Source organism: Lachnospiraceae bacterium oral taxon 500, from assembly GCA_002999035.1.
In the GTDB taxonomy this organism is placed as follows: Bacteria; Bacillota; Clostridia; order Lachnospirales; family Vallitaleaceae; genus W11650.
In genome coordinates this window covers 2680902-2705828 of sequence record CP027241.1, presented here as the reverse complement: position 1 = coordinate 2705828, position 24927 = coordinate 2680902, and the positions used below count along the sequence as shown (strand labels likewise).

The 24927-nt window shown below is 45.6% G+C and carries 23 protein-coding genes and 1 pseudogene; 21 read left to right on the top strand and 3 right to left on the bottom strand.

The genetic code is table 11. The features are described 5' to 3' along the window. Positions 1-323: 323 nt before the first annotated feature. From C3V36_12335 to C3V36_12275, 13 genes and pseudogenes are all read left to right on the top strand, one after another. Positions 324-1094: a hypothetical protein gene (locus C3V36_12335; protein AVM69961.1), complete on the top strand. Its 771-nt coding sequence runs from the start codon at positions 324-326 to the stop codon at positions 1092-1094. Between the two features lie 57 nt (positions 1095-1151). Beyond that, positions 1152-1592, top strand: a complete 441-nt coding sequence (locus C3V36_12330) for a transcriptional regulator (GenBank protein ID AVM69960.1) — start codon at positions 1152-1154, stop codon at positions 1590-1592. Between the two features lie 119 nt (positions 1593-1711). Next, a complete protein-coding gene (locus C3V36_12325; protein AVM69959.1) occupies positions 1712-2518 on the top strand; it encodes a macro domain protein in 807 nt (268 codons plus the stop codon). Positions 2519-2551: 33 nt separating this feature from the next. Further along, positions 2552-3031, top strand: coding sequence for an N-acetyltransferase (locus C3V36_12320; protein AVM69958.1), 480 nt, complete (start codon positions 2552-2554; stop codon positions 3029-3031). A 109-nt stretch (positions 3032-3140) separates the two neighbouring features. Then, a pseudogene (locus C3V36_12315) lies at positions 3141-3287 on the top strand (GNAT family N-acetyltransferase). 66 nt (positions 3288-3353) lie between these two features. Continuing rightward, positions 3354-3560: a hypothetical protein gene (locus C3V36_12310; protein AVM69957.1), complete on the top strand. Its 207-nt coding sequence runs from the start codon at positions 3354-3356 to the stop codon at positions 3558-3560. Between the two features lie 189 nt (positions 3561-3749). Next, positions 3750-4196 carry a hypothetical protein gene (locus C3V36_12305; GenBank protein AVM69956.1) on the top strand — a complete coding sequence of 149 codons (447 nt, stop codon included), beginning with the start codon at positions 3750-3752 and terminating at the stop codon, positions 4194-4196. Positions 4197-4503: 307 nt separating this feature from the next. Further along, positions 4504-5052, top strand: a complete 549-nt coding sequence (locus C3V36_12300; GenBank protein AVM69955.1) for a hypothetical protein — start codon at positions 4504-4506, stop codon at positions 5050-5052. 48 nt (positions 5053-5100) lie between these two features. Next, positions 5101-5508: a hypothetical protein gene (locus C3V36_12295; GenBank protein AVM70547.1), complete on the top strand. Its 408-nt coding sequence runs from the start codon at positions 5101-5103 to the stop codon at positions 5506-5508. Between the two features lie 23 nt (positions 5509-5531). Further along, positions 5532-5921, top strand: coding sequence for a hypothetical protein (locus tag C3V36_12290; protein AVM69954.1), 390 nt, complete (start codon positions 5532-5534; stop codon positions 5919-5921). Positions 5922-5938: 17 nt separating this feature from the next. Next, on the top strand, positions 5939-6322 hold the full coding sequence (locus C3V36_12285) for a glyoxalase (protein ID AVM69953.1): 384 nt from the start codon (positions 5939-5941) through the stop codon (positions 6320-6322). Between the two features lie 36 nt (positions 6323-6358). Further along, positions 6359-7222, top strand: coding sequence for a hypothetical protein (locus C3V36_12280; protein AVM69952.1), 864 nt, complete (start codon positions 6359-6361; stop codon positions 7220-7222). Positions 7223-7424: 202 nt separating this feature from the next. Then, a complete protein-coding gene (locus C3V36_12275) occupies positions 7425-8345 on the top strand; it encodes a Sir2 silent information regulator family NAD-dependent deacetylase (GenBank protein AVM69951.1) in 921 nt (306 codons plus the stop codon). Between the two features lie 256 nt (positions 8346-8601). On the opposite strand, the gene C3V36_12270 is transcribed toward C3V36_12275, so the two are convergent. Beyond that, positions 8602-9945: an NADH oxidase gene (locus C3V36_12270; protein AVM69950.1), complete on the bottom strand. Its 1344-nt coding sequence runs from the start codon at positions 9943-9945 to the stop codon at positions 8602-8604. 351 nt (positions 9946-10296) lie between these two features. On the opposite strand from C3V36_12270, the gene C3V36_12265 reads away from it, so the two are divergent. Next, positions 10297-12519 carry a hypothetical protein gene (locus C3V36_12265; GenBank protein AVM69949.1) on the top strand — a complete coding sequence of 741 codons (2223 nt, stop codon included), beginning with the start codon at positions 10297-10299 and terminating at the stop codon, positions 12517-12519. Between the two features lie 222 nt (positions 12520-12741). On the opposite strand, the gene C3V36_12260 is transcribed toward C3V36_12265, so the two are convergent. Together C3V36_12260 and C3V36_12255 are read right to left on the bottom strand one after the other, a co-directional pair. Continuing rightward, entirely contained in the window at positions 12742-13350 is a 609-nt protein-coding gene (locus tag C3V36_12260) for a hypothetical protein (GenBank protein AVM69948.1), read from the bottom strand. Positions 13351-13546: 196 nt separating this feature from the next. Then, positions 13547-14557, bottom strand: coding sequence for an aspartate--ammonia ligase (locus tag C3V36_12255; GenBank protein AVM69947.1), 1011 nt, complete (start codon positions 14555-14557; stop codon positions 13547-13549). A 523-nt stretch (positions 14558-15080) separates the two neighbouring features. Here C3V36_12255 and C3V36_12250 point away from each other — a divergent pair. The 7 genes from C3V36_12250 to C3V36_12220 all read left to right on the top strand — a co-directional run bounded on the left by C3V36_12250 (position 15081) and on the right by C3V36_12220 (position 24709). After that, positions 15081-15848 carry an alpha/beta hydrolase gene (locus C3V36_12250; protein ID AVM69946.1) on the top strand — a complete coding sequence of 256 codons (768 nt, stop codon included), beginning with the start codon at positions 15081-15083 and terminating at the stop codon, positions 15846-15848. Further along, positions 15775-17487, top strand: coding sequence for a hypothetical protein (locus tag C3V36_12245; protein ID AVM69945.1), 1713 nt, complete (start codon positions 15775-15777; stop codon positions 17485-17487). Before C3V36_12250 ends, C3V36_12245 begins: the two co-directional genes overlap by 74 nt. 190 nt (positions 17488-17677) lie before the next feature. After that, positions 17678-19147 (top strand): IMP dehydrogenase, encoded by a 1470-nt coding sequence (locus tag C3V36_12240; GenBank protein AVM69944.1) that lies wholly within the window; start codon positions 17678-17680, stop codon positions 19145-19147. A gap of 50 nt (positions 19148-19197) precedes the next feature. Then, a complete protein-coding gene (gene deoD / locus C3V36_12235; GenBank protein AVM70546.1) occupies positions 19198-19911 on the top strand; it encodes a purine-nucleoside phosphorylase in 714 nt (237 codons plus the stop codon). A gap of 1 nt (position 19912) precedes the next feature. Then, positions 19913-21019: a tRNA 2-thiouridine(34) synthase MnmA gene (locus C3V36_12230; protein ID AVM69943.1), complete on the top strand. Its 1107-nt coding sequence runs from the start codon at positions 19913-19915 to the stop codon at positions 21017-21019. A 17-nt stretch (positions 21020-21036) separates the two neighbouring features. Further along, positions 21037-23934, top strand: a complete 2898-nt coding sequence (locus C3V36_12225) for a peptidase M16 (GenBank protein ID AVM69942.1) — start codon at positions 21037-21039, stop codon at positions 23932-23934. 127 nt (positions 23935-24061) lie between these two features. Then, on the top strand, positions 24062-24709 hold the full coding sequence (locus tag C3V36_12220; GenBank protein ID AVM69941.1) for a redox-sensing transcriptional repressor Rex: 648 nt from the start codon (positions 24062-24064) through the stop codon (positions 24707-24709). Positions 24710-24927: the final 218 nt, after the last annotated feature.

Genomic DNA, 24927 nt, shown 5'->3' with positions numbered 1-24927 from the left:
TGTAACCATTATAATCAGAAAGACTTTTTTTTGCCAAATCCGTGAAATAGGAAAAGGGGCTGCTTTTTAAGCAGCCCTTGATTTTTACCCCCAAAACCAGAAAGGATTTAATAAATCATTTTTTTCCATTGTCGTATACTCAAAAAACAAAGAAATGAGCAAATTAGCCTCGTCATAAGAGTGACGGGGTATTTGTGTAAAAAAATGAAATTATTTTGATGTAACTATTGACATTACATCAAGCCTATGGTATAGTGTCCTCATCGGATGAAACAATGACGATTACATCAAACCCAAACACATATTCTAAGGAGGATACAATTATGACAAACAAAGAAAAAGCATTGGCCCTGATTAACACATTTGCCACCGGAGATACCAAAACAGCTAAGAAGCTTTTAGCCGAGGGATACATTCAGCATAATCTGGCTTATGGCACAGGCGCGGAGGCGTTTACGAAAAGTGTGGCGTATCTTGGTTCTGCTCCGGTAAAAACCACAGTGCAGAACATCAGAGCCTTTGCAGACGGCGATAAGGTATTTTTGCAGACGGTATATAACTTTGCGGGCATGGGTGAGCAGGTTGCTTTTGACATTTTCCGCTTTGATGCGAATGGTAAGATTGCGGAGCACTGGGATAACCTTGCGGCCAAAGCTGAACCCAATCCTTCGGGACATACTCAGGTGGACGGCACCCTTGAAAAGAAAGATATTGATAAGGAAGAAACAAGAAATATTGTCGCAAGTTTTGTAGGAGATATTCTGCGGGGCGAAAATCCGGACAAGCTTACATCGTACTTTGACGGTGATAAGTATATTCAGCACAACATCAGCATTGCAGACGGGCTTTCGGGATTGGGTGCAGCTCTTGAAGCGCTGGGGAAACAGGGAATCCGGATGATATATAATAAGACATATTTTGTACTTGCAGATGGAGACTACGCGCTGGCGGTGAGTGAGGGAACCTTTGGCGGTGCACCGACTTCTTACTATGACCTGTTTCGAGTAGAAAACGGCAAGATTGCGGAACACTGGGATGTTATGGAGACAATTGCGGCAGAAGATACCTGGCAAAATCAGAACGGCAAATTTTAAGGCAATCATTGAATTTGCAAAGAAAATGGTATAAAATATCTCCGGGAGGAAGATATTATGCAGATATCAAGCAGATTTACCGTTGCCCTGCATATTTTCGCCTGTGCGGATATATTTAAGGGCAAATACAAGATTACCAGCGATTTTCTGGCAGCAAGCATCAATACGAATCCGGTCGTTATCAGAAACATATTGACAAAGCTTAAGCGGGCGGGACTGATTACTGTTGCCAGGGGAACAGGCGGTATCGCGCCTGCAAGAGCGCTGACCGATATAACATTCTTTGATGTCTACCAGGCGATGGAGTCGGTTGAAAATGGGGAACTGTTTCATTTTCACGAAGCACCGAACCCGAATTGCCCCGTGGGCAGAAATATACATGGACTTCTTGACGGCAAGTTAAAGGCAATTCAGGAGGCGATGGAAAATGAAATGAAAAAATATTCTGTTGCGGACTTGCACACAGGAATGCGGGAACTGTTAGCGAAGGAAGTGTAAACAAAACAGGCTTTGGGACTATCAGTGTCAAAGCCTGTTTTCAAATACTTATCAGGGCGGCCTCAGCTTTGGCGAGCGGCCTTAGTTAAGCTTAGTTGAGATCAGAAAGGAAGGACGCAATGAACCAGCAAGAGCGGAGAGAATATCTAATTCAGAGATTATTGGCGGAAAGGGAAGATTATAAAAACAGGATGATGCCGGAAACAGAAGAAGAACAATGGATTTTATTGCGCTCCTTGCTGAATGTCAGGGAGCCGAAAGCGGCTGATCAGGATTTTTTACGGGTACAGGATGAATATTTGCAGGCGGAAATTGAAAAAAAGGGGATTACCGACCTGGCGGCTCTCCGGCCGGTTCGGGAAAATATTTATCTTTGGCAGGGAGATATTACGACACTGCGGGCGGATGCGATTGTTAATGCCGCCAACAGCCAAATGCTGGGCTGTTTTGCGCCGTGCCACCTTTGCATTGACAATGCGATCCATACCTTTGCCGGGGTTCAATTAAGGTTGGCCTGTGCCCGGCTGATGAAACTGCTGCGGAATAAATACGGAATGAATTATCAGCAGCCGACAGCCGTTCCGATGTTGACCGATGCCTATAATTTACCGGCCAAAAAGGTTATCCATATCGTCGGGCCGATTGTAGGCGGCGAGCTTACGGCCGAGCACGAAAAAGAACTGGCGGACTGTTACCAAAATACACTTGCCATGTGCGCGGAAAACAGGCTGAAAACGGTGGCTTTCTGCTGTATTTCCACCGGCGTGTTTATGTTCCCGAATAAAAGGGCGGCCGAGATAGCGGTATCTACCGTCAGCAAGTGGCTGGCGGAAAGCCCGGGGCAGATAGACAAGGTAATTTTTAATGTGTTTAAGGACGAGGACAGGGAGATTTACAGCGGTATTCTGAACTCGGATGGGGAATAGTTTTTCGATAAACGGGAAGTTGGGGGAGAGTATATGATTAGATTTGATGAAATTACCAATAAAAATATTTGGAAAGTTTGCGCATTGGAGCCATACGAAGAACAAAAAGATTTCGTCGCGGAAAACATACAAAGTCTGGCGGAAGCATACGCAACGAGAAACGAAGGGAATCACGCTTTACCGCTGGCGGTATATGACGATGACGCCCTGATTGGCTTTGTTATGATCGGCAAAGGAACGGTTGGCAACGAAGAGGAAAGCCGTTTGATCAAGGAGAACTACAGCTTGTGGAGACTGATGATTGATAGGAAATATCAGGGGCGTGGTCTGGGAAAGCAGACAATTGACGCTGTGATTCGTTTGATTCGTACATTTCCGTTTGGCGAGGCGAAACAGGTCTGGCTGTCGTATGAACCGGAAAATACCCGAGCAAGAGCAATTTACCTTAAGTATGGTTTTTTCGAGAACGGAGAAATGTGCGGCAATGAAATCGTCGCCGTGTATGATTTATAAAATCCGTAATGTCAGGATTGCCAAAATCTTTTATATAAGTCAATCGAACAGTTCGGAAGCGGTTTTAAGCGTCTGGACAGCTTTCAATGTGTCCGAGTTTATAATCCCAAAAGATTATCCTTGTTTTATGCTTGATGCAGCAAATAACAAAATTGAACTTTATAAAAGTTTAGGTTTTGCCGAAACTCATCGGGTAAAAGAGAAGTTTGCTAAACAAGCCGGATTTGAATACACGATATTTATGAAATTAAAGTGATATAATTGAGAAACTTGGTAAATTAGAAGTTGTGGAAATGATAACTTGTAAAAAAAGGAGGATATTATGGAAAAATACAAGATTATTTTTGAGGGTGAAGAAGAGGATGAGATCTTCGATTCATATGAGGAGGCTGAAGAATATGCACTGTATCTAGTTAGTTGCTATCATACCGGAGGGGAAATTCTTGAGATGAGCAATCCTGGAGATTATCCATATGATCCGGACGATGAGCCTGAGTATGAAATTGTTGAAATAGATGATGCGTTGTAAAAACAGGACGGCAGTTTGAGAATGTTTTAGGAAGTTGTAAATAGCCTTGGAATACATGATTAGGGTGAATAGTTAAGATGATTGAATTGTGGTACGGAATTCACTACTAAAATGGTGCCATGACTGTCCTGAATATGGCTCTATTGAATAAAAAGGATTTCATAAATTCCAGTTTGTGGAGGCGAAGTTATGAATACTTGGCACGATATAAGAACGCAAGAAGATATTGATTTGTTAATGTCTGTTTATGGTCACTTTCATGACGCTTGTATTGTGTCGCTTAATTTTAAGAGTGGAGTTTTTGTCGATGATGATATGGCAATGCTTTTCGGCGGTGCAGAAGAAAGGATATTATCTGTCAAATTTCAACGCCAATGGAGACCGAAAACGATAGAACTTCAGTTTTTAGGCTTGCGTCAGATGCATCTGGTTGGCTGGCAAGATAATTATTCATGTGATATTTTGAATGCCCATTTGGCTTTTCACGACAATTTACTGCCCGGAAACCGGCAAAGAGTAATAATATGGTCGGACACGGATTTGTTTCACGTTGGCAAAATAGATAATTCTATTCATGAACCGGCAGATACCTATATCGTAGCAAATTTTTTAAAGTGGAGAATTGCAGAGGAATAGATAACTTAGAATTTATCGGGGATTTTTTCACCAGCAGACCAAATGCTTCGCATTTGCCGCACTTCGTGCTCTCCGTCTGCCGGTGAAGCGCCGCGAAATGAATATGCCCGCTGCGCGGTCGCATTCATTTACGCTTGCGCGCTTCAAATCCCAGTTTTATGATGTGGGTGTCAAAAGTCGTGTTTATGTTCCTTGCTTGCAATATATAGATAAAAATAGATCGTTTCGCACAATATGTTGTGACATAAAATCCTAAAAATAACTTTTGACAGTTATATCGTCTTATTAAATAACAGTGGAGAATAACATGAAATACATGGATTGGAACAATATGCATGGAAAGCTTGAGGCGCTATATGTTTTGGATAATGCTTTGACAGGTCCTGATGAAGACTATTTGCGGCTTATCAGAAAATCGGAAACCGACACGGAAGTCGGATATGTTGTCGATAACGGTGCCGGTGATACGCTGCATGTAATATTTACACAGGATGCGGTAGTTATCAAAGGTTTTGCACATGAAAACAGTCTAAATCAGTTTGCAGCCGAAGAATGGAACCGGAATATAATGGATGAGATGTATAAAGGACTTGATCCCAAGCTGTTAAGACTGTTCTCGGAAAAAGAAAGAGCGTATTCTACTTTCGTTATCTGGTATGACGGTACGCTTCATCAGAATCCCGTTAAAGGAAACGACGGCGGACGTTGGCTGCTAAGTTATGCTTTCGATACATACGAAAGATTTAAGGAGTTTGCAGAAGATTATTATTCGAAAAACTTCAATGACAATCTGCTGAAAAAGCTATATAAGAACAATATGCTGTCCGATGCTGAACTTGCTGAATTGATAAAGTGACTCCTAGATAATATTTTAAATTGGATGGAGTAATGCAGAATGAATGAGATGAAATTTTACATAGCCGAAGAAGGAATCCCGTTACGCATAGATTATGAAGGTGCAATCATTGCCTATTTTGGAAGTGAGATAGAATTACGGTATGAAACAGAGCCGCCGCAGGGAGACGAGATTTTTTCGGCCAGACTTCCGATACTTGGAATTGAACTTCCCTTTTGGATGTATGGCAGAAATTTGATATTTTTAGATGCCTATTATTTGCTGGCAGAAACAGTTAAAAAACAAACCTGGGATCCGATAACAAGTGCAATCATCAATATTCATACAGGGAAATACGCCAGCTTGGAACATTGGTACAACGATATATCGGTTAAGGAAAAAGAAGTGGTATTAAAAAATGACTATGATGGGAGCACTTTTGCTTTGAAAGATGTGAATGGGCTTAAGTGGATTTAGAAAGTGATATATAGGAGTTGGAAATGTCTGTAACAAGTTTTATTCACTTAGAAGAAACAGAAAACAGTGATTTTGATATGGAAAAATTCAATAGGGATATTGAAAAGAAATATCCGGGAACAAGAATTGAGTTTAGCAACTCATTATCATACGATATTTGTTGGGAAAATTATTCTGATCAATATCAGTTTGAATTAAGAATAGACAGAAAACGATGCACATTTGCCATAGACTATTTTAACTCAAATAATAGAATTTATGATTATGCAAGATTTATTGCATGGCTAAGGATGTTTTTTAAAAAGGAAAAAGAAGTAGTATTATGTGATGAAAATTATGAAGATCAACGGATGCTTTCATCGAATATATCCGTAGAGGTTATTGAGAAATGGTTACAGAGCTTAGGCATATAAATTTTAAGGAGACACTTATGAAAATCGAGCACATTGCGCTGTATGTAAATGACTTAGCAGCTGTCCGGGACTTTTTTATGAAATATTTTGGAGCCGTATCAAATGATGGGTATCACAATGTACGAACCGGATTTCGCTCTTATTTTCTGACGTTTGATGACGGCGCCCGGCTGGAGATCATGAATCGGCCGGGGATGATGGATCAACCGAAAGAGCTTGTCCGGACGGGCTATGCCCACATTGCGTTCAGCGTCGGCAGCAAAGAAAAAGTAGACGCGTTGACGGCGCGGTTGGAGGCGGACGGCTATCAAGTACTCAGCGGGCCGCGGACAACCGGCGATGGGTATTATGAAAGCGGCATCATCGCGCTGGAGGGCAATCAAATTGAAATTACGGTATGAGCGGCAAAATGCGAAAGCAGAAGGCGGAAAGGTAAGATTATGCGAGCGTATCCATTACAATTAGAAGGCGTTCCGTTTCGGGGACATAATATGATCGGCATTTATCCAATAGGCGAAAAAATCGCGGTGCTGCACAGCGCGTATGGCTTTGTCAGCGAGGAACAGCCGGCCGAGGATAAAAGACAGCCAAACTATATTTTGCTGGATATGTTCTCCCGGGATTTTAAGGAACATAGCCAAGCGCATCTCTGTCTTGATCAGCCGGGGTTTGTTTCCGCTTCCGACGCGGAGCTGTATCAGGAGGGCGGTAAGTTTATTTTAAATACCAAACGATACAAGGGCTTTACGGAAAGCATTGCCCGACTGATCGCGGTGTCCGATACCAAGTTAACGGAAATCGGGCAGTCGCCGGAGCCGATTGCGCAAATATACAATGACAGCAAGGTTTATCCGTTTGGGGACTTGGAAGTCTATATGCATTCGCCTTTTATCATGGCCTGCCGGAACCGCCGCTCCGGGCAAATCATGTGGAAAACCAGGCTTGGCGCTTACTTATATACAGAAGTAAAAGCAGAAAACGGCATCCTCTATTTGGGGACCGATGGCAACGGCGGTAGGTTTTTTGCGGTGAATCTGGCGGACGGCAATATAGTCTATAGTTATAACAGCAAAGGCACCTCCAACTTTATCTTTTACAAAGAGTATGTCGTACTGTCCGGTGAGAAACATAAGCCTGTTTTATTGCGTCGCCAAGACGGCGCTTTATTTAAAACGATTGAGTTTGGTCCGTATCAAATACCGGTATCCCAGCAGATGATCATAGCGGAGGACACTTTATACGCGATCGCCTATGAAAAGGACACGGTTTACGCGGTCAGCGCGGGTCTGACCGAAGCATAAAAGCAAAAAGAAGTCTCGGCCGCGAAAATATCGGGAGTTCTTGTTCGCGAAAAAGACTTCGTCTTTTCGCTTGTGCTGTTCGCAGAACGCCTGTGGCATTCTGCTTGGCATAATTTTCTCGATTGGGCCGAACCCGCGGCGCTGAGGCAGGGAAAAGGGAGTCAAGAATAATAAAACCAAGCAACCAGAAAGTGGGAAAAATATGTTCAGCGGAAAAATAACCAAAAAACAGCAGAAAGAAGAAAGTATCAAACGATTGAAGGAAGAATTAAATCAGGCGGAAGTCATTGTCATCGGTGCCGGAGCGGGTTTGTCCACTTCTGCCGGGTTTACCTACAGCGGTGCGCGCTTTGATAGGTACTTCGGCGATTTTGCCGCGAAGTATCCGTTTACCGATATGTATTCCGGCGGGTTTTATCCGTATGACAGTTTAGAGGAGCATTGGGCGTATTGGAGCCGGTATATTTACATCAACCGTTATACGGCGGCACCGAAGCCGGTTTATGATAAACTCTTGGCATTAGTCCGGGATAAGGATTCCTTTGTCATTACCACTAATGTCGATCATCAGTTCCAAAAAGCGGGCTTTGACAAGCGGCGCCTGTTTTATACCCAGGGCGATTACGGCTTATTTCAGTGCAGTCAGCCCTGTCACCTGGCAACTTATGATAATGCAGAAACGATTCGGCAAATGGTGAAAGCCCAGGGCTTTACGACAGGTGAAAACGGTGATTTGCTGCTGCCGGCCGGGAGCGCGCCGAAAATGACAGTGCCGTCTGCTTTGATTCCTCATTGCCCCAAATGCGGCCGGCCGATGAGCATGAATCTGCGGGCTGACGATACCTTTGTCCAGGACAAGGGCTGGGAGCGGGCATCGGAAAGTTACCTTGCGTTTTTACAGCAAAACAAGGACAAAAGGATACTGTTTTGGGAATTGGGTACGGGCATGAATACGCCTGGTATTATTAAATACAGTTTTTGGAAGATGACGGCGCAGCAGCCGCAGGCAAAGTACGCCTGTGTTAATTTGGGCGAAGCCTTTGCACCGGAAGAGATGGAGGAAAGGGCGATTTGCATAAATGAGGATATTGACGCAGTTTTAAACCGGTTGGCTGAAAACTAAACTGTGGATTATTGCCGGGCAATACTTTAGAATATCATCGGGCGACACGCTAAGATATTACCGGGCTTTAGATTGTTGGCGAGTAATATTTAAATATGACCGGCCGGGAGCTGCGGCCAGATTGGTTTTGGCGAATTCGTGAAATAGGAAAAGGACTGAGCTCTGTAGACAGGATTCAGTCCTTTTTCGCTGTTTTTAAATGATTTGCCGGAACTGCAAACAGGCAGTGCCTGCTGTCAGACGGCCACCGGTTTTATTATTTCGCGCCCAGAGCCGCCATGGTGATATAGTTATACGGCTTGTTGAAGTGAGGCAGGAAGAAGATATCCAGCAGCTTAATCCGGTCAATGGTTACATGTTCCTGAATGGCCAGAGAGAACATATGAATGCCCATTGACAAATCATAGGTAGAAGCCATTTGCGCTCCCAAAACTACCCGGCTTTTCTTATCATATACAATCCGAATTTGGACTTCCGGATTGTTATGCTTGGCCGGATCCATAAATTCCGGTTTTTGCAAATCCTTAAAATCGGTATATTCCACTTCCAGCCCCAGCATTTCGGCTTTGCGCACCGATAAGCCGGTCGATACCATGTTCAGGCCGTAAATGGAAATTCCGTTTGAGCCCTGTACGCCGATGCTTTCTACCGGCAGACCGGAAATATTATAAGCCGCTACTAAGCCGGAACGAACGGAATTAGTAGCCAGAGCGATATAGTTGGAATCCTGAATCGAGTTATCAAAAACCGTTGCACAGTCACCGATGGCATAAACATCGGGTACCGAGGTTTCCTGTTTGCGGTTTACCAGATAAGCGCCGTTGCGGAAGGTCTTGAGCGTATCTTTAGCCAGGTCGGTATTCGGGCGGAAACCAATGCACAGGACAACCATATCGGTTGCGATTTCCCGCTTATCGGTGACAACACTTTGTACCTTGCCCTGACCCTTGATTTCGACGACTTTTTCACCCAGGGCTAATTCAACTCCGTGCTTTTTCAGGTTTTCGTCCATTAAAGCCGTGAACTCCTTGTCATAATAGGTGCCGAGCGTGCTTTCCAAAACGTCAATCAAAGTTACTTTTTTATTATGGCGTTCAAACGCTTCTGCCAGTTCAACTCCGATATAACCGGCACCGACCACGGTTACATGCTTGATATCAGGATTTTTTAATTTTTCGATGACGGTTTGAGCGTGTTGATACAACTTAACTTGCTGAACGTTTTCCAGCTCCTTGCCCGGAATATTGGGCAGAATGGGGAGCGAACCGGTTGCCAGCACCAGTTTATCATAGCTTTCTTCATATTTGTGACCGTCCTTACCGGTCGCATAAACAATTTTTTTCTCGAAATCGATCCGGTCAACCGGTGTTTCCATGTGGACAGTTGCGCCCATGCTTTCCAGTTCGGTTTTATTGGAATAAAAAAGTCCGTCACCGCTGTCAATTTGGCCGCCGATCCACAGCGCCATGCCGCAGCCCAGGAAGCTGATATTGGAGTTTTGGTCAAAGACCACAACCTGATTATCCTTATTTAAAGTCAGCATTGTCCGAATCGCAGCCGTACCGGCATGGTTAGCCCCAATCACGATAATTTTGCTCATACATTCCTCCTTAGTGAATAATTGCTATCTGGTAATATTATAACATTTGCGCAAAAGGCTGTAAATATGTTTTTCCAAAAGATCCTTTTATTATTCATGCTTTGTCTTTTCGTTTAACTATTGAAAAAGAGAAAGAATTATGGTAATATAGACACATTGCTATATAGTCATATATTCACAAGATTGGTAAAACTTCCTTTCATGGATAGCAGCGATAGAAGCTGTGTTGGTTTTCAAAAGAGGATATGTCGGATTTTTAAAACATGTTTTGTCATCATTCGGATTGCAGCATAATAATTTTACATAATAACAAAGTTTTAAGGAAGCAATGAATTTAAGGTTGATTTTGATATGAGGTGTGGGATGGTCAGTAAAAATTATGTTGAAATGAATGTTGAAGAATTATATCAACATTTGATTACGGATGTCATGGCGGCACCGTCTCAGGGGCGGGAGTTGTTGGATATTTTGAAAGAGGAACAACGCTATCAGGATGATTTTCAATTCAGAGCCTCCATCGATACAGCCAGTGCTTTATTATTCGGGATTTTCAGCGAAACGAAAAAAGCCATTCCGCTGTGCATTGAGTTGATCGAACGCACGACGGCATTGCAAATGTGGCAGCTGGTGTCTACAAACTGGAATTTATTGGGAACGGCATATGTGGCGGAAGGGCTGTATGAGCGAGGGCTAGAGTGTTATCACAATGTTGTTCGGAATGAAAAAGAGCATGGTCTCATTGCAATGACTTCGATAGCATATAATAATATCGCTATGCTTTATGATAATTTTAAACAGAATGATAAGACGTATTATTATTTTAGGAAGGCAATTGAGACTTTAGAGAGCGGCGGCGTTGAACAGCCGAGATACTATTCCAAGATTGTACTGTATTGGAGTAATTTGCTCAAGATTTTATGTCGGCTTCAGCGATTGGAAGAAGTGCCGGATATATTTGAGAAAATTAATCGTGTAGACTTCGAACTGGTCAGCCATGAGACAAGGATTGCCTATTATTCGGCAAGAATGTACTACTTTTTTTATGTTGAGCAATATGATGAGGCAAAGAGTTTATATTATCGATTGATCGAAATGATCGGCAATGAGAATTCGCTTTATCGGTTGGTCGTTTTGGGGAATTTCCTTGAGCTATGCAATCAATTTCAACTGGATTATGACTTTTATGCCAAAGAACTGTTGGAATTTGAATCTCTGCAAAAGTGTGAGCGCGGATGGGCCAATGCCTATGCATGCATGGGACTTCGGAACTATTATAAGCATATTGGAAATCAGGAACGTTTTCACGAACTGTCGGAAGAGTATATTGAATTTATGGAGCAGGATGCGGAGGATGTCCGAAGACGTCAGTGCGAGTCTCTTCTGCTTGTGGAAAATCTTCTCCTTAATACGGAAGAGGTTCAGGCGGTGATGACGAAAAATACGGAGCTGCAGTTGATTGCACAGGAAGCGATTCGTAATAAGAATTCCCTGCAAGAGGCGTATGACAGGATCGAATTGATCAATGAATTAGGGAGAAAAATGACCGCTTCACTGAATCTTGACGAGGTTGTGGCTTCCATTTACAATATCATCCGTATGCACCTGCCGATCGATGTCTTTATTCTCATGGTGACGGAACCGGAGAAAGAGATCATTCGATCGGTGGCGTATTATCAGGATGGGGTACTGGAAACGAACTTTTGCATCGATATGAATGCTTCTCACGGCTTTTTTACCGAGTGTTATCGAAAAAACCGGTTGATTTCGACGGCGGATGCTTCTTATGCCGACTTTTTGAAACGAGAATTAAGTATTCAAAAAAAGACGGAGATGCAGTCGGCAATTTACATGCCGTTGAATGTCGGGGATAAGCTGATCGGGTTGTGTTCCATTCAAGACCGTTCAGAGGGCATCTATTCGGAGGAGCATATTTCTTTTTTGGAAGAATTGGCACCGTATCTTTCGATTGCGTTGAATAATGCTGTTCGCTCATGGACGTTGGAAGAAGAGATTCAATCTCACCTTAAGACACAGGCGGAACTGAAAACGGCGAACGAGAAGCTGGAGCGGATCTCCTCTTTGGATGGATTGACCCAGATCAGCAGTCGAAGGGATTTTGATATACGCATCAGTAAATTATTGGAACATGTCCAAGAAAGCGGAGAAAGCGCAGGCATGCTGATGATGGATATTGACAACTTTAAGATGTATAATGACACTTATGGACATTTGCAAGGAGATGAAGTATTAAAAGCAGTTGCCAGGATTATTCGCGAAAATATGGATCGTGTAAACGGGCTGTCCGCTCGTTTCGGCGGAGAGGAGTTCATCGGTGCGTGTACGGGATTAAATAAGGAAGATTATATAAAGCTGGGAGAATCGATTTGTCGGGATATTTTCAATTTAAAGATTGCTCATCGTTTGTCGGAGTATGGTTGTGTGACTGTGAGCATTGGCATTGCGTTTTCCGATTGTAATCTGCAACGTTCGGAATTGATGCGGCTGGCGGATGAGGAGCTCTATCGTTCCAAATCGGAAGGGAAGAATCGCGTATCCATTTGTGAGTTGAAATGATCGATGTGAAAAGATTGTTTGAAATTTTTTATAATATTTGACACTGTAAAATCACCTTGCCATATGGATATCATGGCAAGGTAATTTTTGAAGGAGAGCCTGCGGAGGTGTTGACAAAACAGAATATTTTAGGCATCTTTCATGTGGAGGTTGAAGTGGCTCCGTCTTATGATGCGGTGTCGTCAACCGAAACAATCCGATAATTATTCCGGGAAATCTTTTTCATGTCATAAAGCGCCCGGTCGGCATACAGCAGATAGTCGTCGATGCCGTGGTACGGCATAAACAGGTCAAAGCATATCCCCTGTGTGATGGTGACTGTTTCGGCAGCCGGCGAATATTCATGTTTGATGGCTCGCGCCTGGATTTGCGCCTGCAGCCGCCGGCCACCCGCAGATAATGGCCTTCCTCATAGCCCTCGGCGCTGCCGGTGGCGGGTACATAGCCGAGTTTGGCATCCTTATCCAAAATAAAAACATAGGCCAAGGTCTTGGTATTTTTTTCATGCTCTAAAAAAGGCGCTAAATTGGCCTTTTCTTCGGTGCCGTCACCAATCAGGACATCACCGAAATAAATAGAACCATCTTTGATGGCCCATTCCGATTGGGAATCGTGATTGATCAAATCCTCAATATAGTGGATATCAGCCACTAATCGTTTGGCAATTAAATCTTCTACCAAACGGGTGATGGTCGCGGTTACCGTCAAATTTACAAAAAATAAAATAACCACAGCAAAAACCGCATAGGTAATGATTATTTTGGAATAAATGGTTCGAAGGAGGATGAAGTTTTTAAATTGGGTAAGCATTGTGCTTTTTGTATTGTTCATTTTTATTTTTTATGCTGTTTAAAGAAAATGTTCTCCCGAGGGAAATAACAATTTTTAGCACAAACGGCAAAGCTCCTTTTTCGTGATAGATGCGCCGTCATTGTTTCTGCTGCCGGGATACCGGCTTTGAAAAACGGAAACAAAAAAGCGGCGCATCCTTTTATAATTAATGTATCGGCACGATAGACCATATAGTTTACAGCAATGTAATCTGATGCTCAGATAATATTTTAACCATGTCTTCCGGCCACAGGCTGCTTTGAACTTCGCCAATATGAGCTTTGCGCAGGAAAAACATACAGATTCGGGACTGACCGATACCGCCGCCCATTGTCTGCGGCAATTCACCGGCCGCCAGTTTTTTATGGAAATCCAGCTGCAAACGGTCCTCACAGCCTGCTTTTTTCAGCTGTTGCTTCAGCTTTTCCGGATTGACCCGAATCCCCATCGAAGAAAGTTCCACTGCCGTTTCAATGATTGGTGACCAGAGGAGGATATCCCCGTTTAAGGTCCAATCATCATAGTCCGGTGAGCGGCCGTCATGCTTTTGACCGGAAGCTAAAACATCGCCGATCTGATGCACGAAAACAGCGCCGTATTTACGACAAATCCGGTTTTCCCGTTCCTTCGGACTCAACTGCGGATATTTATCTTCTAATTCCTGAGTGGAGATAAAGTGAATTTTTTCCGGCAGGATCGGTTTGATTTTGGGATAGCGGTGCGAAATAAAAAGTTCGGTATCTTTAAATACATCGTAGATCGTTTCTACCGTTTTCTTTAAAAACTTAAAATTACAATCCTCGGGCGCGATAATTTTTTCCCAGTCCCATTGATCGACATAAACCGAATGCAGATTATCCAGTTCCTCAAAGGTGCGCAGGGCATTCATATCGGTATAAAGACCTTCGCCGGTTTCATAATGATAGCGCCCCAGCGCCATCCGTTTCCATTTGGCCAGGGAGTGAATGATCTCCATTGGCTTATTCGGGATGCTGCCGACAGTGAAAGTAATGGCTTTTTCCGAACCGCTTAAATTGTCGTTTAAACCGCTTTCGGCCGGCAGGAAAAGCGGGGCGGACACCCGCTGCAAGTTTAATTTATAGGCCAGGGTATTTTCAAAATAATCTTTGACCGCTTTGATGGCGTTTTCCGTTCCTTTTAAATTAATATAGGAAGAATAATTTTCCGGAATAATCAGCTGTGCCATAATCAAAATTCCTTTCTTGATAAAGTATTACTCAACTTTCCCATGTTCTGCAAAACCGGAACCGCCTTTTTTAGGCAGACCGCCCGCCCGGGCAGAAAGCGAAGCGTTTCGACCAGGCAGGTTGCCCGCCCGGGCAGAAACGCGAAGCATTTCGATCAGGCAGGTTGCCCGCCCGGGCAGAAATGCGAAGCGTTTCGACCAGGCAGGTTGCCCGCCCGGGCAGAAACGCGAAGCGTTTCGACCAGGGGGCAGGGAGGGGGGGGGGAAGTTGAAATATAGTATTAAGTCAGTATAAAGACTTTTAAAGGACTTGTCAAGAGAGCAAGGTCTTGCGGCGGAGGAATTACGCCGCCGGTCGGCAGTAAACCGAAAAAGAACAGGATAAAAATCAGATTGACAGCTTTCGGTAAAATAGGTATGATAAGAAGAAAGAAGCCGAGTTTGCGGGGATTGAGGGCGGCATTAGTCAAGCAATCCTGTATCATGGGCGGAGGCCTATATCAGATAACAAAAGGAAAAAATTATGACGATTCAAATTGAAAATCAAACCATATCTTACCGGGAAACCGGACAGGGACAGGCATTGGTGGTTTTGCACGGCTGGGGCTGCAATAAGGAAATGTTTCAGTTTATGCATGACCATTTCTCCGATCGCTTTCGGGTGATCAGCGTGGATTTGCCGGGCTTTGGCCAAAGCGAGGAACCGAAAAGCGTTTGGGGTACTCAGGATTATGCGGCCTGTATCGGGCGTTTGCTGACAGAGCTTGGCGCGGACAGACCGATTGTTTTCGGCCATTCCTTCGGCGGCCGGGTATTACTGGCGCTGGCCGGAAAAATGCCTCCGGAAAAAATGATTTTAACCGGCAGCGCCGGATTGGTTCCGCGCCGGCCGCTGTCGTATTACCTGCGGGTATCCTGGTTTAAAACTGCGAAATGGGTTTACCGGCATAGCCCGCTCCAAAAGCTCTATCCCGACTGGCTGGAAAAGAAACGCAAAAGTTCAGGATCGGCCGATTACCGCCAGGCCAGCCCGCAGATGCGGAAAATATTGGTTAAGGTGATTAACGAAGACTTATCGGCCGAGATTGCCCAAATCAGTGCACCAACCATTCTGTTATGGGGAACGGAGGACACTGCTACGCCGATTGCGGACGGGCAGCGAATGGCCGGGCTTTTGCGGGACGGAGCGCTGATTCGGCTGGAGGGCGGGAGCCATTATGCGATTTTGGAGCAAAAGAATCGCTGCCTGGCGATTATGGATGCTTTTGTGGGAGGAAAGACAGATGTATGAAATAATAGGAAAAGGATTGGATTTTCTCTCGCTGTTGCTTTTGACGCTGTTGCTTTTTTGGGATTATACCTATTATTTGCATATTTTTCAGCTGAACTCTTACTTTCCGGAGCGCTATCAGCGCTGGAAGGCACAAAATAAGGAAATGCTGAGTCGAAAGTTTCCGATCGGCTTTCGATTGGGGCTGATAGTGCTTGGTGCAGCTGCTTTCGGGCTGCAAGGACTGCAAGGACGAATTGTGGGCGTTTGGCCTTTGAAACTGGTGTTTTTTCTATGGGCGCTGATTTCTTTGGCTTTTCGCTTCAAAAATAGAGAAAGAGCCAAAAAGCCTTTGGTTTATACTCATCGGATTTATCGGCTGTATGGCGCGATGCTGCTTCTGCTTTTGCTGACCGAGGCTGTTTTATGGTGGATATTGCGGTTGTTTTGGCAGCGGCCGGCCGAGGCTTTGGGGATGGGCTCGGAAATAGCAAAAATTGTATTTATTTTTGCAGCGTATTTTCTGCCGCTGGCGGCTAACTATATGTTGATGCCGCTGGAAAAATATTTTAAGCAGAAATATTACCGGCAGGCGCAGGCGATTTTGGCGGGGCAGCCGGAACTTATCCGCATCGGCATTACCGGCAGTTACGGCAAGACCAGCACCAAGTTTGTTTTGGAAAACGTATTAAAACAGCAGTATTTGACGCTGGTGACACCGCATAGCTATAACACCACTTTAGGCGTAGTTCGGACGCTGCGTGAGTATTTCAGCGGTCAAGTTGAGGCCTTTGTGGCGGAAATGGGCGCCAAGCAGCCCGGTGATATCAGGGAAATTTGCGATTTGGTGCGGCCGCAGGTCGCTGTGATTACCGCGGTTGGTCCGCAGCATTTGGAAACTTTCGGTACGATTGACCGGGTGATTGCGACTAAATTTGAGCTGGCCGAGGCGGTCGGCAAGAGCGGAGTGGTGATTGTCAATGCCGATGATGCCAACATTGTTCTGGGGATGGAGCGCTATCCGGCGGTTAATTATCTGACTTACGGCGAAGCGGAAGAGGCAGATGTCCGGATTTCGGATATCAGGGTATCGGTGCAGGGCTCATCGTTTACGGTGACTTATCGGGGCGAAAGCCGGAGTTATCAGACCCGGCTCCTGGGCCAGCACAATATTTCCAATTTGACGGCCGGTATTGCCGCCGGGCTGTATTTGGGCATTGCCCCGGAGAAGATTGACATCGGTATTCGGGAAACTCAGCCGGTGGAGCATCGGCTGGAACTGAAGGCGCAGGGGGATTATTATATTTTGGATGATGCCTTTAATGCCAATCCGGTTGGCGCCAATAATGCGCTGGAAGTTTTAAAAAGCTTTGAGGGCGGAAAAAGGTTTATTATGACACCCGGCATGGTTGAACTGGGGAGCGAGGATGAGCAGATACATTTCGACTTTGGGCGGCATATGGCTGACTGCGCCGATGCGGTGATTTTGGTCGGTGCCAAAAAAACCGAAAAAATCAAGGAGGGTCTTCTGTCGGCCGGATTCCCGGAAGATGCAATTTTTGTGGTCAAAGACGTTTTTGCCGGTTTTGCCAAAGTGCGGGAAATAATCGGGCGTGGTGATGTGCTGCTGATTGAAAATGACTTGCCCGATAATTATTGACAGGACAGGCGCTTAATGCTATTCTATAGGGTAAGAAAGAATTAGTTTTTTGCCGTACGGGCATAAAACTTTCCCGGTCAGGTAAACGGGAAAGATGCTTTGAAACGGCTTTCCGCAGCGGTTTTAAACCGCTGAATTGATAGTTGAACTAAGATGAAACAATAAGAATAATATAGAAAAAGGAGGAAAAATGGAAAAAATAATTAAAGAAGGCGTTACCTTTGATGACGTGTTGCTGGTACCGGCTTACTCCGAGGTTTTACCGTATCAGGTTGACGTATCGACCCAGTTGACCAAAAAGATTAAACTGAATATTCCGCTGATGAGCGCCGGAATGGATACCGTGACCGAAGCCCGGATGGCGATTGCCATGGCCAGACAGGGCGGCATCGGCATTATCCATAAGAATATGAGTATTCAGCAGCAGGTTGAGGAAGTGGATAAGGCCAAACGTTCGGAAAACGGTGTAATTATCGATCCTTTTTATTTAACTCCGGAGCATTATGTTTATGAAGCCAATGACTTAATGGCCAAATACCGGATTTCCGGGGTGCCGATTGTCAAAGCCGGCAGCAAAAAATTAGTCGGAATTTTAACCAATCGGGATTTGCGCTTTGAAACCGATTTTAACCGCAAGATTGCCGAAGTCATGACCAGTGAAAAGCTGATTACCGGTCCGGTGGGGACAACGCTGGAGCAGGCCAAGGGGATTATGGCTAAATACCGGATTGAAAAACTGCCCTTAGTGGATGAGGACAACAATCTGGCAGGACTTATTACGATTAAAGACATTGAAAAAATGATTTTATATCCCAATGCCGCCAAGGACGAGCATGGCCGGCTCCTGGTCGGTGCAGCACTGGGAATCACGGCTGATATGCTGGAGCGGGCAGAGGAACTGATAAAAGTTGGTGCAGATGTGCTGGTGATTGATACGGCGCATGGTCATTCCAAGGGAGTGCTGGAAGCGGTTAAAAAGCTGAAAGCGGCTTATCCCGAGGTACAGCTGATTGCCGGTAATGTGGCCACGGCGGAAGCCACGGTGGCGCTGATTGAAGCCGGCACCGACGCGGTCAAAGTCGGGATTGGGCCGGGTTCGATTTGCACGACCAGAGTCGTGGCAGGAGTCGGTATTCCGCAGGTTACGGCGATTTGCGACTGCGCCGAGGCGGCGAAGCCCTACGGTATTCCGATTATCGCCGATGGCGGGATTAAATATTCCGGAGATATCGTCAAGGCAATTATTGCCGGCGGTTATGTCTGCATGATTGGCGGGCTGTTTGCCGGAACGGAAGAAAGTCCGGGCCAAACCGAGCTGTACCAAGGCCGCAAGTACAAGGTTTACCGCGGGATGGGCTCGTTGGGCGCCATGGAAAAGGGCAGCAAAGACCGCTATTTCCAGGCCGGTGAAAATGACGTATCCAAGCTCGTGCCGGAGGGCGTGGAAGGCCGGGTGGCCTATAAGGGTAAGCTCCAGGATACAGTTTATCAGATGATCGGCGGTTTAAGAGCGGGCATGGGCTATGCCGGCTGCGCCACGATTGAAGAACTCAGGACCAAGGCCAGACTGATTAAGATTACGGCAGCATCTTTGCAGGAAAGTCATCCGCATGACATTCAGATCACTAAGGAAGCGCCGAATTATTCGGTTCGGGCATAATAAAAACGGAAAGGAGAGAAATGCAGACAGCATTTCAGAAAATTATGATGATTCCAACTCCTCATATTGAAATTACCGATCCCGGTTTACTGACTAAGACCGTACTGATGCCGGGGGACCCGCTGCGGGCCAAGTTTATTGCCGATACCTTTTTAAAAAATGTCAGACAAATCAATTCCGTCCGGAATATGCTGGGCTTTACCGGAGAGTATCTGGGCAAAAAAGTGACAGTCATGGGTTCGGGCATGGGCATGCCTAGTATTGGTATTTATTCGTATGAATTATTTGCTTTTTATGGTGTGGAAAATATTATCCGGATTGGTTCGGCCGGCGCTTATGTCGAAGATTTAAATGTTTATGATGTGCTGCTGGCATCGGACGCCTGGTCGGAATCCACCTATGCTTTATGCCAGGACGGCTATGATCAGCATGTGCTGGCAGCTTCGCCGATTTTGAATCAGAAATTGACCAAGGCGGCGGAAGGACTGGGAATTCCGCTGCATACCGGCCGGCTGCATTCTTCGGATGTATTTTACCGGACGGACAATGCCCAAAGCTTTAAAGAAATCAGAGATCAGCAGGGCTGCGTAGCGGTGGAGATGGAATCCTTTGCCCTCTTTTCCAACGCCAAAGTGCTGGGCAAGCACGCCGCCTGTCTGGTGACGATTTCCGATTCACTGGTGAAGGATCAAATTACCACCAGTGAAGAAAGGCAGACTGCTTTTCAAAATATGATGAAAATTGCTTTGGAAGCGGCGGAATAAGATGCCGAAAAGAGTAATTCTGGGCTTAAGCGGAGGAGTAGACTCCTCCGTGGCGGCCGTTTTATTAAAAGAGCAGGGCTATGATGTGATCGGCCTGTTTATGAAAAATTGGGACGAAACCGATGACAGCGGAGTTTGTACTGCCGAGGAGGATGCCAGAGATGCCGGGCAGGTAGCCGGCCGGCTGCAGATTCCTTTTTATACGGTCAACTTTGAAAAGGAATACTGGGACAGGGTGTTTCAGTATTTTTTGCGGGAATACCGGAGCGGCCGTACCCCAAACCCGGACGTGATGTGCAATCAGGAGATTAAGTTTAACGCTTTTTTAGACTATGCACTTCGGCTGGACTGCGACTATATTGCCATGGGGCACTATGCGCAGGTCGAGGAAAGGGGCGGCAAATACTGCCTGTTGCGCGGGGCTGATGAGGGCAAAGATCAAAGCTATTTTTTATCACGGATTGGACAGAAAGCACTGGCGAAAAGCCTGTTTCCGATCGGTCACCTGCACAAGCGCGAGGTGCGGGAAATTGCCCGCCGATATGATTTGGCTACCGCCGGAAAAAAAGATTCAACCGGGGTTTGCTTTATCGGCGAACGCAATTTTAACCGTTTTTTAGATCAGTTTCTAAAGGCCGATCCCGGTGAAATGAAGGATGTGGACGGGCGGACAGTCGGTACGCATACCGGTCTGATTCATTATACTCTGGGGCAAAGAAAGGGAATTGGTCTGGGCGGTGTCGGCGATGGTCGGCCGTGGTTTGTGGCTGGTAAGGATTTGGCTCATAATATTTTATATGTGGCTCAAGGCGAAGATCACCCGGCGCTGTACAGCACGGCGCTGACCGGAACGGATATGGCCTGGACGCTGGAGGAGGAACCGGAATTTCCGCTGCACTGCACGGCGAAGTTCCGCTACCGGCAGCCGGATGTGCCGGTGGTAGTGACCAGGCAGGCCGGCAAGATGCATATTGATTATGCCGCCACGCCGATGAAGGGTGTCACGCCGGGGCAGGCAGCGGCATTGTACCGGCAGGAAGTTTGTCTGGGGTCGTGCCTGATTGAAAGCACGGTCGGACTGGATAGAAAATATGATTTTTTACATTAATAGAGTGAGGAGTCGAGATGGAATATTTTGAATTGGTGCAGGAAGCGGATTTGTCTGATATTGAGAGCAGGGGATACTTATATCAGCATAAGCGGACGAAAGCCAGAGTCTGTATTTTAAAAAACAATGACGAAAACCGGGTGTTTTCCATTTGCTTTCGGACGCCGCCGGAAAAAAGCAACGGTGTGGCTCATATTTTAGAGCATTCGGTCTTAAATGGTTCGGAAAAGTTTCCGATTAAAGATCCCTTTATTCAACTGGGAAAAACTTCGCTCAATACCTTTTTAAATGCCATGACTTCGCCGGATAAAACCATATATCCGGTTGCCAGCTGCAATTTAAAAGATCTGCATAATCTGATGGACGTCTATATGGACGCCGTTTTTCATCCCAATATTTATACCAATTCCAAAATTTTTGCGCAGGAGGGCTGGCATTACGAGCTGCTGAAGGAAGAAGATCCGGTTACGATTAAGGGTGTGGTTTATAATGAAATGCAGGGGGCGTTTTCCACGCCGGAGCAGCTCCTGGACCGCAATATTCAAACCGCGCTTTTTCCGGGACATCCCTACGGCTATGATTCCGGCGGGATTCCGGAGGAAATCCCAAGCCTTAGTTATGAGGAATTTCTGGACTTTCATCGTCGCCATTATCATCCGTCCAACAGCTATATTTTTTATTATGGTGATATTGACATTGCCGCCGAATTGGAGCGGCTGAATACTTATTTGGCAGGCTTTGATTATCGTCAGCCGGAGTCTGCGCTGCCGCCGGTTGCGCCCTGGGAGGAGCCTGTGGAGTATCATTTGCAGTATCCGCTGCCGGAGGATGAAGAACCGGAAGAAAAAGCCTTTTTCAGCCTGAATTATTGTCTGGGAGAATTGCCGGTAGGGGAAAAGCTGGCGATGTCGATTTTGGAATATATTTTATTGGATGCGCCCGGCGCGCTGCTCAAAGAAAAGCTGGCGGAGAGAAACATGGGCGAGGAGGTTTACGGTTTTTTTGACAGTGATATTCGGGAAAACACTTTTGCTGTGACTGTCAAAAATGTTTCCCCGCAGCGCCGGCAGGAGTTTTTGGACTGCGTACAGGATACTTTGCGCCAAATTGCGGAAACGGGGCTTGACCCGAAAAAATTGCAGGCAGCGATTAATGTTTTTGAGTTCCGGCTGCGGGAAGCCGACTTTGGCAGTATGCCCAAGGGGATTATTTTTAATTTTCAGGTTTTGGAAAGCTGGCTTTATGATCAGCCGCCGTTTGCCTTTTTTGATTATGACGGACTGCTGGCGGAACTGCGGCGGGCGGCGGCCGGCGGAGAGTTTGAGCGCTATATTCAAAAATATTTGCTGCAAAACAATCATTGCTGTTTTATTATCATGAGTCCTTCTCTGACTATGGCGGCGGAGAGAGAAGCCGAGCTGGCGCGGCATTTGGCTGCCTATAAAGAAAGCTTATCAGCTGAGGAACGGACGGCATTGATTCAAAAGAATCAGGAACTGTTGGCCTATCAGGCCGAGCCGGACCGGAAAGAGGATTTGGCGTTGATTCCGACCCTGGAGCTATCCGATATCCAAAGGGAAAAAGCCGCTCTCAAATACCAAACCGAATATCAGGACGGAGTTCATGTGCTGTATCATCCGGCCAATACATCGGGCATCGTATATCTGAAAGCTTTTTTTGAAATCAATTGGCTGCCGGAGGAGCAAGTGCCGGTGGTTAGCCTGCTGACCTCTTATTTGACTTCGGTAAGTTCAAAAAATTATCATTACAGCCAGTTGGTCGATGAGATCAATGAGCATACCGGCGGGATTACATCCAAGCTCCTGCTTTACGGCTATAAGAACAATACCGACCGGTTCCGCATCGGTATGGAGCTGAAAGGCAAGTCCTTTGCGGCATCCCTAGGCAAAATGCTGGAATTGTTTGATGAACTGCTGGCGGATCCCAAGTTTGATGATGCTAAGCGGCTCGGTGATTTGATTAAGGAAACGGCCTCACAGATGCAAATGACGCTGGTCAGCGGCGGCCATATCACAGCGGCGACCAGAGCACTCAGCTACTATTCCAAGAGTGCCTACTTTGATGAACTGAGCAGCGGTGTTTCCTTCTATGATTTTATTCAGCAGTGGAAACAAGCATCCGAAAAGGATTTGCGGGAGTTGGGCGGCCTGATGAAAAAAATATTGGCGGAAATTGTCAGCCAGTCCAAACTGACACTGGCTGTGACTTATGCCGAGGCCGATGAGGCCGAGGTGCGCCGGAGGTTGGCTGATTATATCAGCCGGCATCAGGTCGATGCCGATTACCGGCCGGAGGCGGAGCGCAGCGTATTTGGCAATCGAAAAGAAGCCTTTATTACGTCCGGCAATGTTAACTATGCGGCTAAAGTTATGAATTATAAGCGCTTCGGCTATACTTATTCCGGGATGTTTCAGGTGGCGAATCATTTGCTCAATACCGATTATTTGTGGAACAAAGTTCGGGTCGAAGGCGGCGCTTACGGCGGCATGTCGGCAATCCGTCGTTCCGGCGATATGATGCTGATTTCTTACCGCGATCCGAATATTGCCGAAACCTACCGGGCGTATGAAGGGATTGTTTCTTATTTTGAAAATCTGAATATTACCGAGGAAGAAATCAAGAATACAATTATCGGAACAATTGCCGGAATTGATACGCCGCTGACACCATCGATGGAAAATGCCAAAATTATGGCCATGCATTTCAGCGAACTGAGCCCGGAAGAAGAAAGTCAGACCCGGCGGGAAATTTTAGATACGAGCTTAGATGAGCTGAAAAATATGAGCAAGTTTTATGAGCAGGTTTTGACGACCGATTATATTTGTACGGTCGGCAGCAAAAAGAAGATTGAAGAAAACCGGGAGCTGTTTGCCAAAATCAAAGAAATTCGCTAAAAATAAAGTTAGTTCGGTTGACAAGCTTTTCACATATCTATATAATAGAATTAATTTTATGGCAGTCAGCCATGACGGAGAAAGGAAAGTCGGCTGAAGATTTTATCATGTAAAAAGGAGCAGGCAGATGAAAAAAATTTCACAGGCGGTCATCAAAAGATTGCCGCGGTATTATCGGTATTTGGGAGATTTATTGGAAAACGATGTGATTCGGACTTCTTCCAAGGAATTAAGCGAGCGGATGGGGGTGACGGCCTCGCAGATCCGGCAGGATTTAAATAACTTCGGCGAGTTCGGCCAACAGGGCTACGGCTACAATGTCGAATATCTGTATACTTCCATTGGCAAAATCTTGGGCCTGGAAAAGGAGTATAATATCATTATTATCGGGGTCGGCAATTTGGGACAGGCGCTGGCCAATTATATCGAGTTTGAGCGCAAGGGCTTTAAAGTGAAGGGCTTATTTGATGTCAATCCCCGCCTGATCGGCATGATTGTCCGGGATATTGAAATTAGAGATGTGGCGGAAATTGAAGGCTTTATGCAGGAAAATGATGTGGATATCGCTGTGCTGACGCTGCCCAAGCAGAAAGCGCCGGAAATGGCGATGAATCTGGGAAAATGGGGTGTTAAGGGGATTTGGAACTTTGCGCCGATTGATCTTCATTCCTCCAGCGGCAAGGTTTGCATTGAAAATGTGCACTTGTCGGAAAGCCTGATGACACTGTCCTATGCGATTAATGAAAAACTGACTGCTAAAAACGAAAAACATTGACGCTATTGCTCACTTCAGACAAGTCATTCAGAATTTGCGAAAAGTGAAATATGAATGTGAATGTGAATGTTAGGCAAATAGGTATTGATACTTGGTATGCCTTTGGAAAAGAAGCTCTCTCCGGCATATCAGGCATAAATATCGGCTTGCCTAAACTATAATCAAAAGACAGCGCAGGAAAAGCAAAAGAAGTTGACTTAGGTTTGATAAAGGAGAAA

Excerpts from the sequence above, each read along its gene's own strand:
- C3V36_12260 (AVM69948.1), bottom strand. The coding sequence starts at position 13,350 with ATGAACAATACAAAAAGCACAATGCTTACCCAATTTAAAAACTTCATC.
- C3V36_12230 (AVM69943.1), top strand. The coding sequence starts at position 19,913 with ATGCCGAAAAGAGTAATTCTGGGCTTAAGCGGAGGAGTAGACTCCTCC.
- C3V36_12295 (AVM70547.1), top strand. The coding sequence starts at position 5,101 with ATGAAATTTTACATAGCCGAAGAAGGAATCCCGTTACGCATAGATTAT.
- C3V36_12220 (AVM69941.1), top strand. The coding sequence starts at position 24,062 with ATGAAAAAAATTTCACAGGCGGTCATCAAAAGATTGCCGCGGTATTAT.
- C3V36_12225 (AVM69942.1), top strand. The coding sequence starts at position 21,037 with ATGGAATATTTTGAATTGGTGCAGGAAGCGGATTTGTCTGATATTGAG.
- C3V36_12320 (AVM69958.1), top strand. The coding sequence starts at position 2,552 with ATGATTAGATTTGATGAAATTACCAATAAAAATATTTGGAAAGTTTGC.
- C3V36_12310 (AVM69957.1), top strand. The coding sequence starts at position 3,354 with ATGGAAAAATACAAGATTATTTTTGAGGGTGAAGAAGAGGATGAGATC.
- C3V36_12240 (AVM69944.1), top strand. The coding sequence starts at position 17,678 with ATGGAAAAAATAATTAAAGAAGGCGTTACCTTTGATGACGTGTTGCTG.
- C3V36_12255 (AVM69947.1), bottom strand. The coding sequence starts at position 14,557 with ATGGCACAGCTGATTATTCCGGAAAATTATTCTTCCTATATTAATTTA.
- C3V36_12305 (AVM69956.1), top strand. The coding sequence starts at position 3,750 with ATGAATACTTGGCACGATATAAGAACGCAAGAAGATATTGATTTGTTA.
- C3V36_12245 (AVM69945.1), top strand. The coding sequence starts at position 15,775 with ATGCGATTTTGGAGCAAAAGAATCGCTGCCTGGCGATTATGGATGCTT.
- C3V36_12300 (AVM69955.1), top strand. The coding sequence starts at position 4,504 with ATGAAATACATGGATTGGAACAATATGCATGGAAAGCTTGAGGCGCTA.
- C3V36_12290 (AVM69954.1), top strand. The coding sequence starts at position 5,532 with ATGTCTGTAACAAGTTTTATTCACTTAGAAGAAACAGAAAACAGTGAT.
- C3V36_12325 (AVM69959.1), top strand. The coding sequence starts at position 1,712 with ATGAACCAGCAAGAGCGGAGAGAATATCTAATTCAGAGATTATTGGCG.
- C3V36_12250 (AVM69946.1), top strand. The coding sequence starts at position 15,081 with ATGACGATTCAAATTGAAAATCAAACCATATCTTACCGGGAAACCGGA.
- C3V36_12335 (AVM69961.1), top strand. The coding sequence starts at position 324 with ATGACAAACAAAGAAAAAGCATTGGCCCTGATTAACACATTTGCCACC.
- C3V36_12275 (AVM69951.1), top strand. The coding sequence starts at position 7,425 with ATGTTCAGCGGAAAAATAACCAAAAAACAGCAGAAAGAAGAAAGTATC.
- C3V36_12330 (AVM69960.1), top strand. The coding sequence starts at position 1,152 with ATGCAGATATCAAGCAGATTTACCGTTGCCCTGCATATTTTCGCCTGT.
- C3V36_12285 (AVM69953.1), top strand. The coding sequence starts at position 5,939 with ATGAAAATCGAGCACATTGCGCTGTATGTAAATGACTTAGCAGCTGTC.
- C3V36_12270 (AVM69950.1), bottom strand. The coding sequence starts at position 9,945 with ATGAGCAAAATTATCGTGATTGGGGCTAACCATGCCGGTACGGCTGCG.
- C3V36_12265 (AVM69949.1), top strand. The coding sequence starts at position 10,297 with ATGAGGTGTGGGATGGTCAGTAAAAATTATGTTGAAATGAATGTTGAA.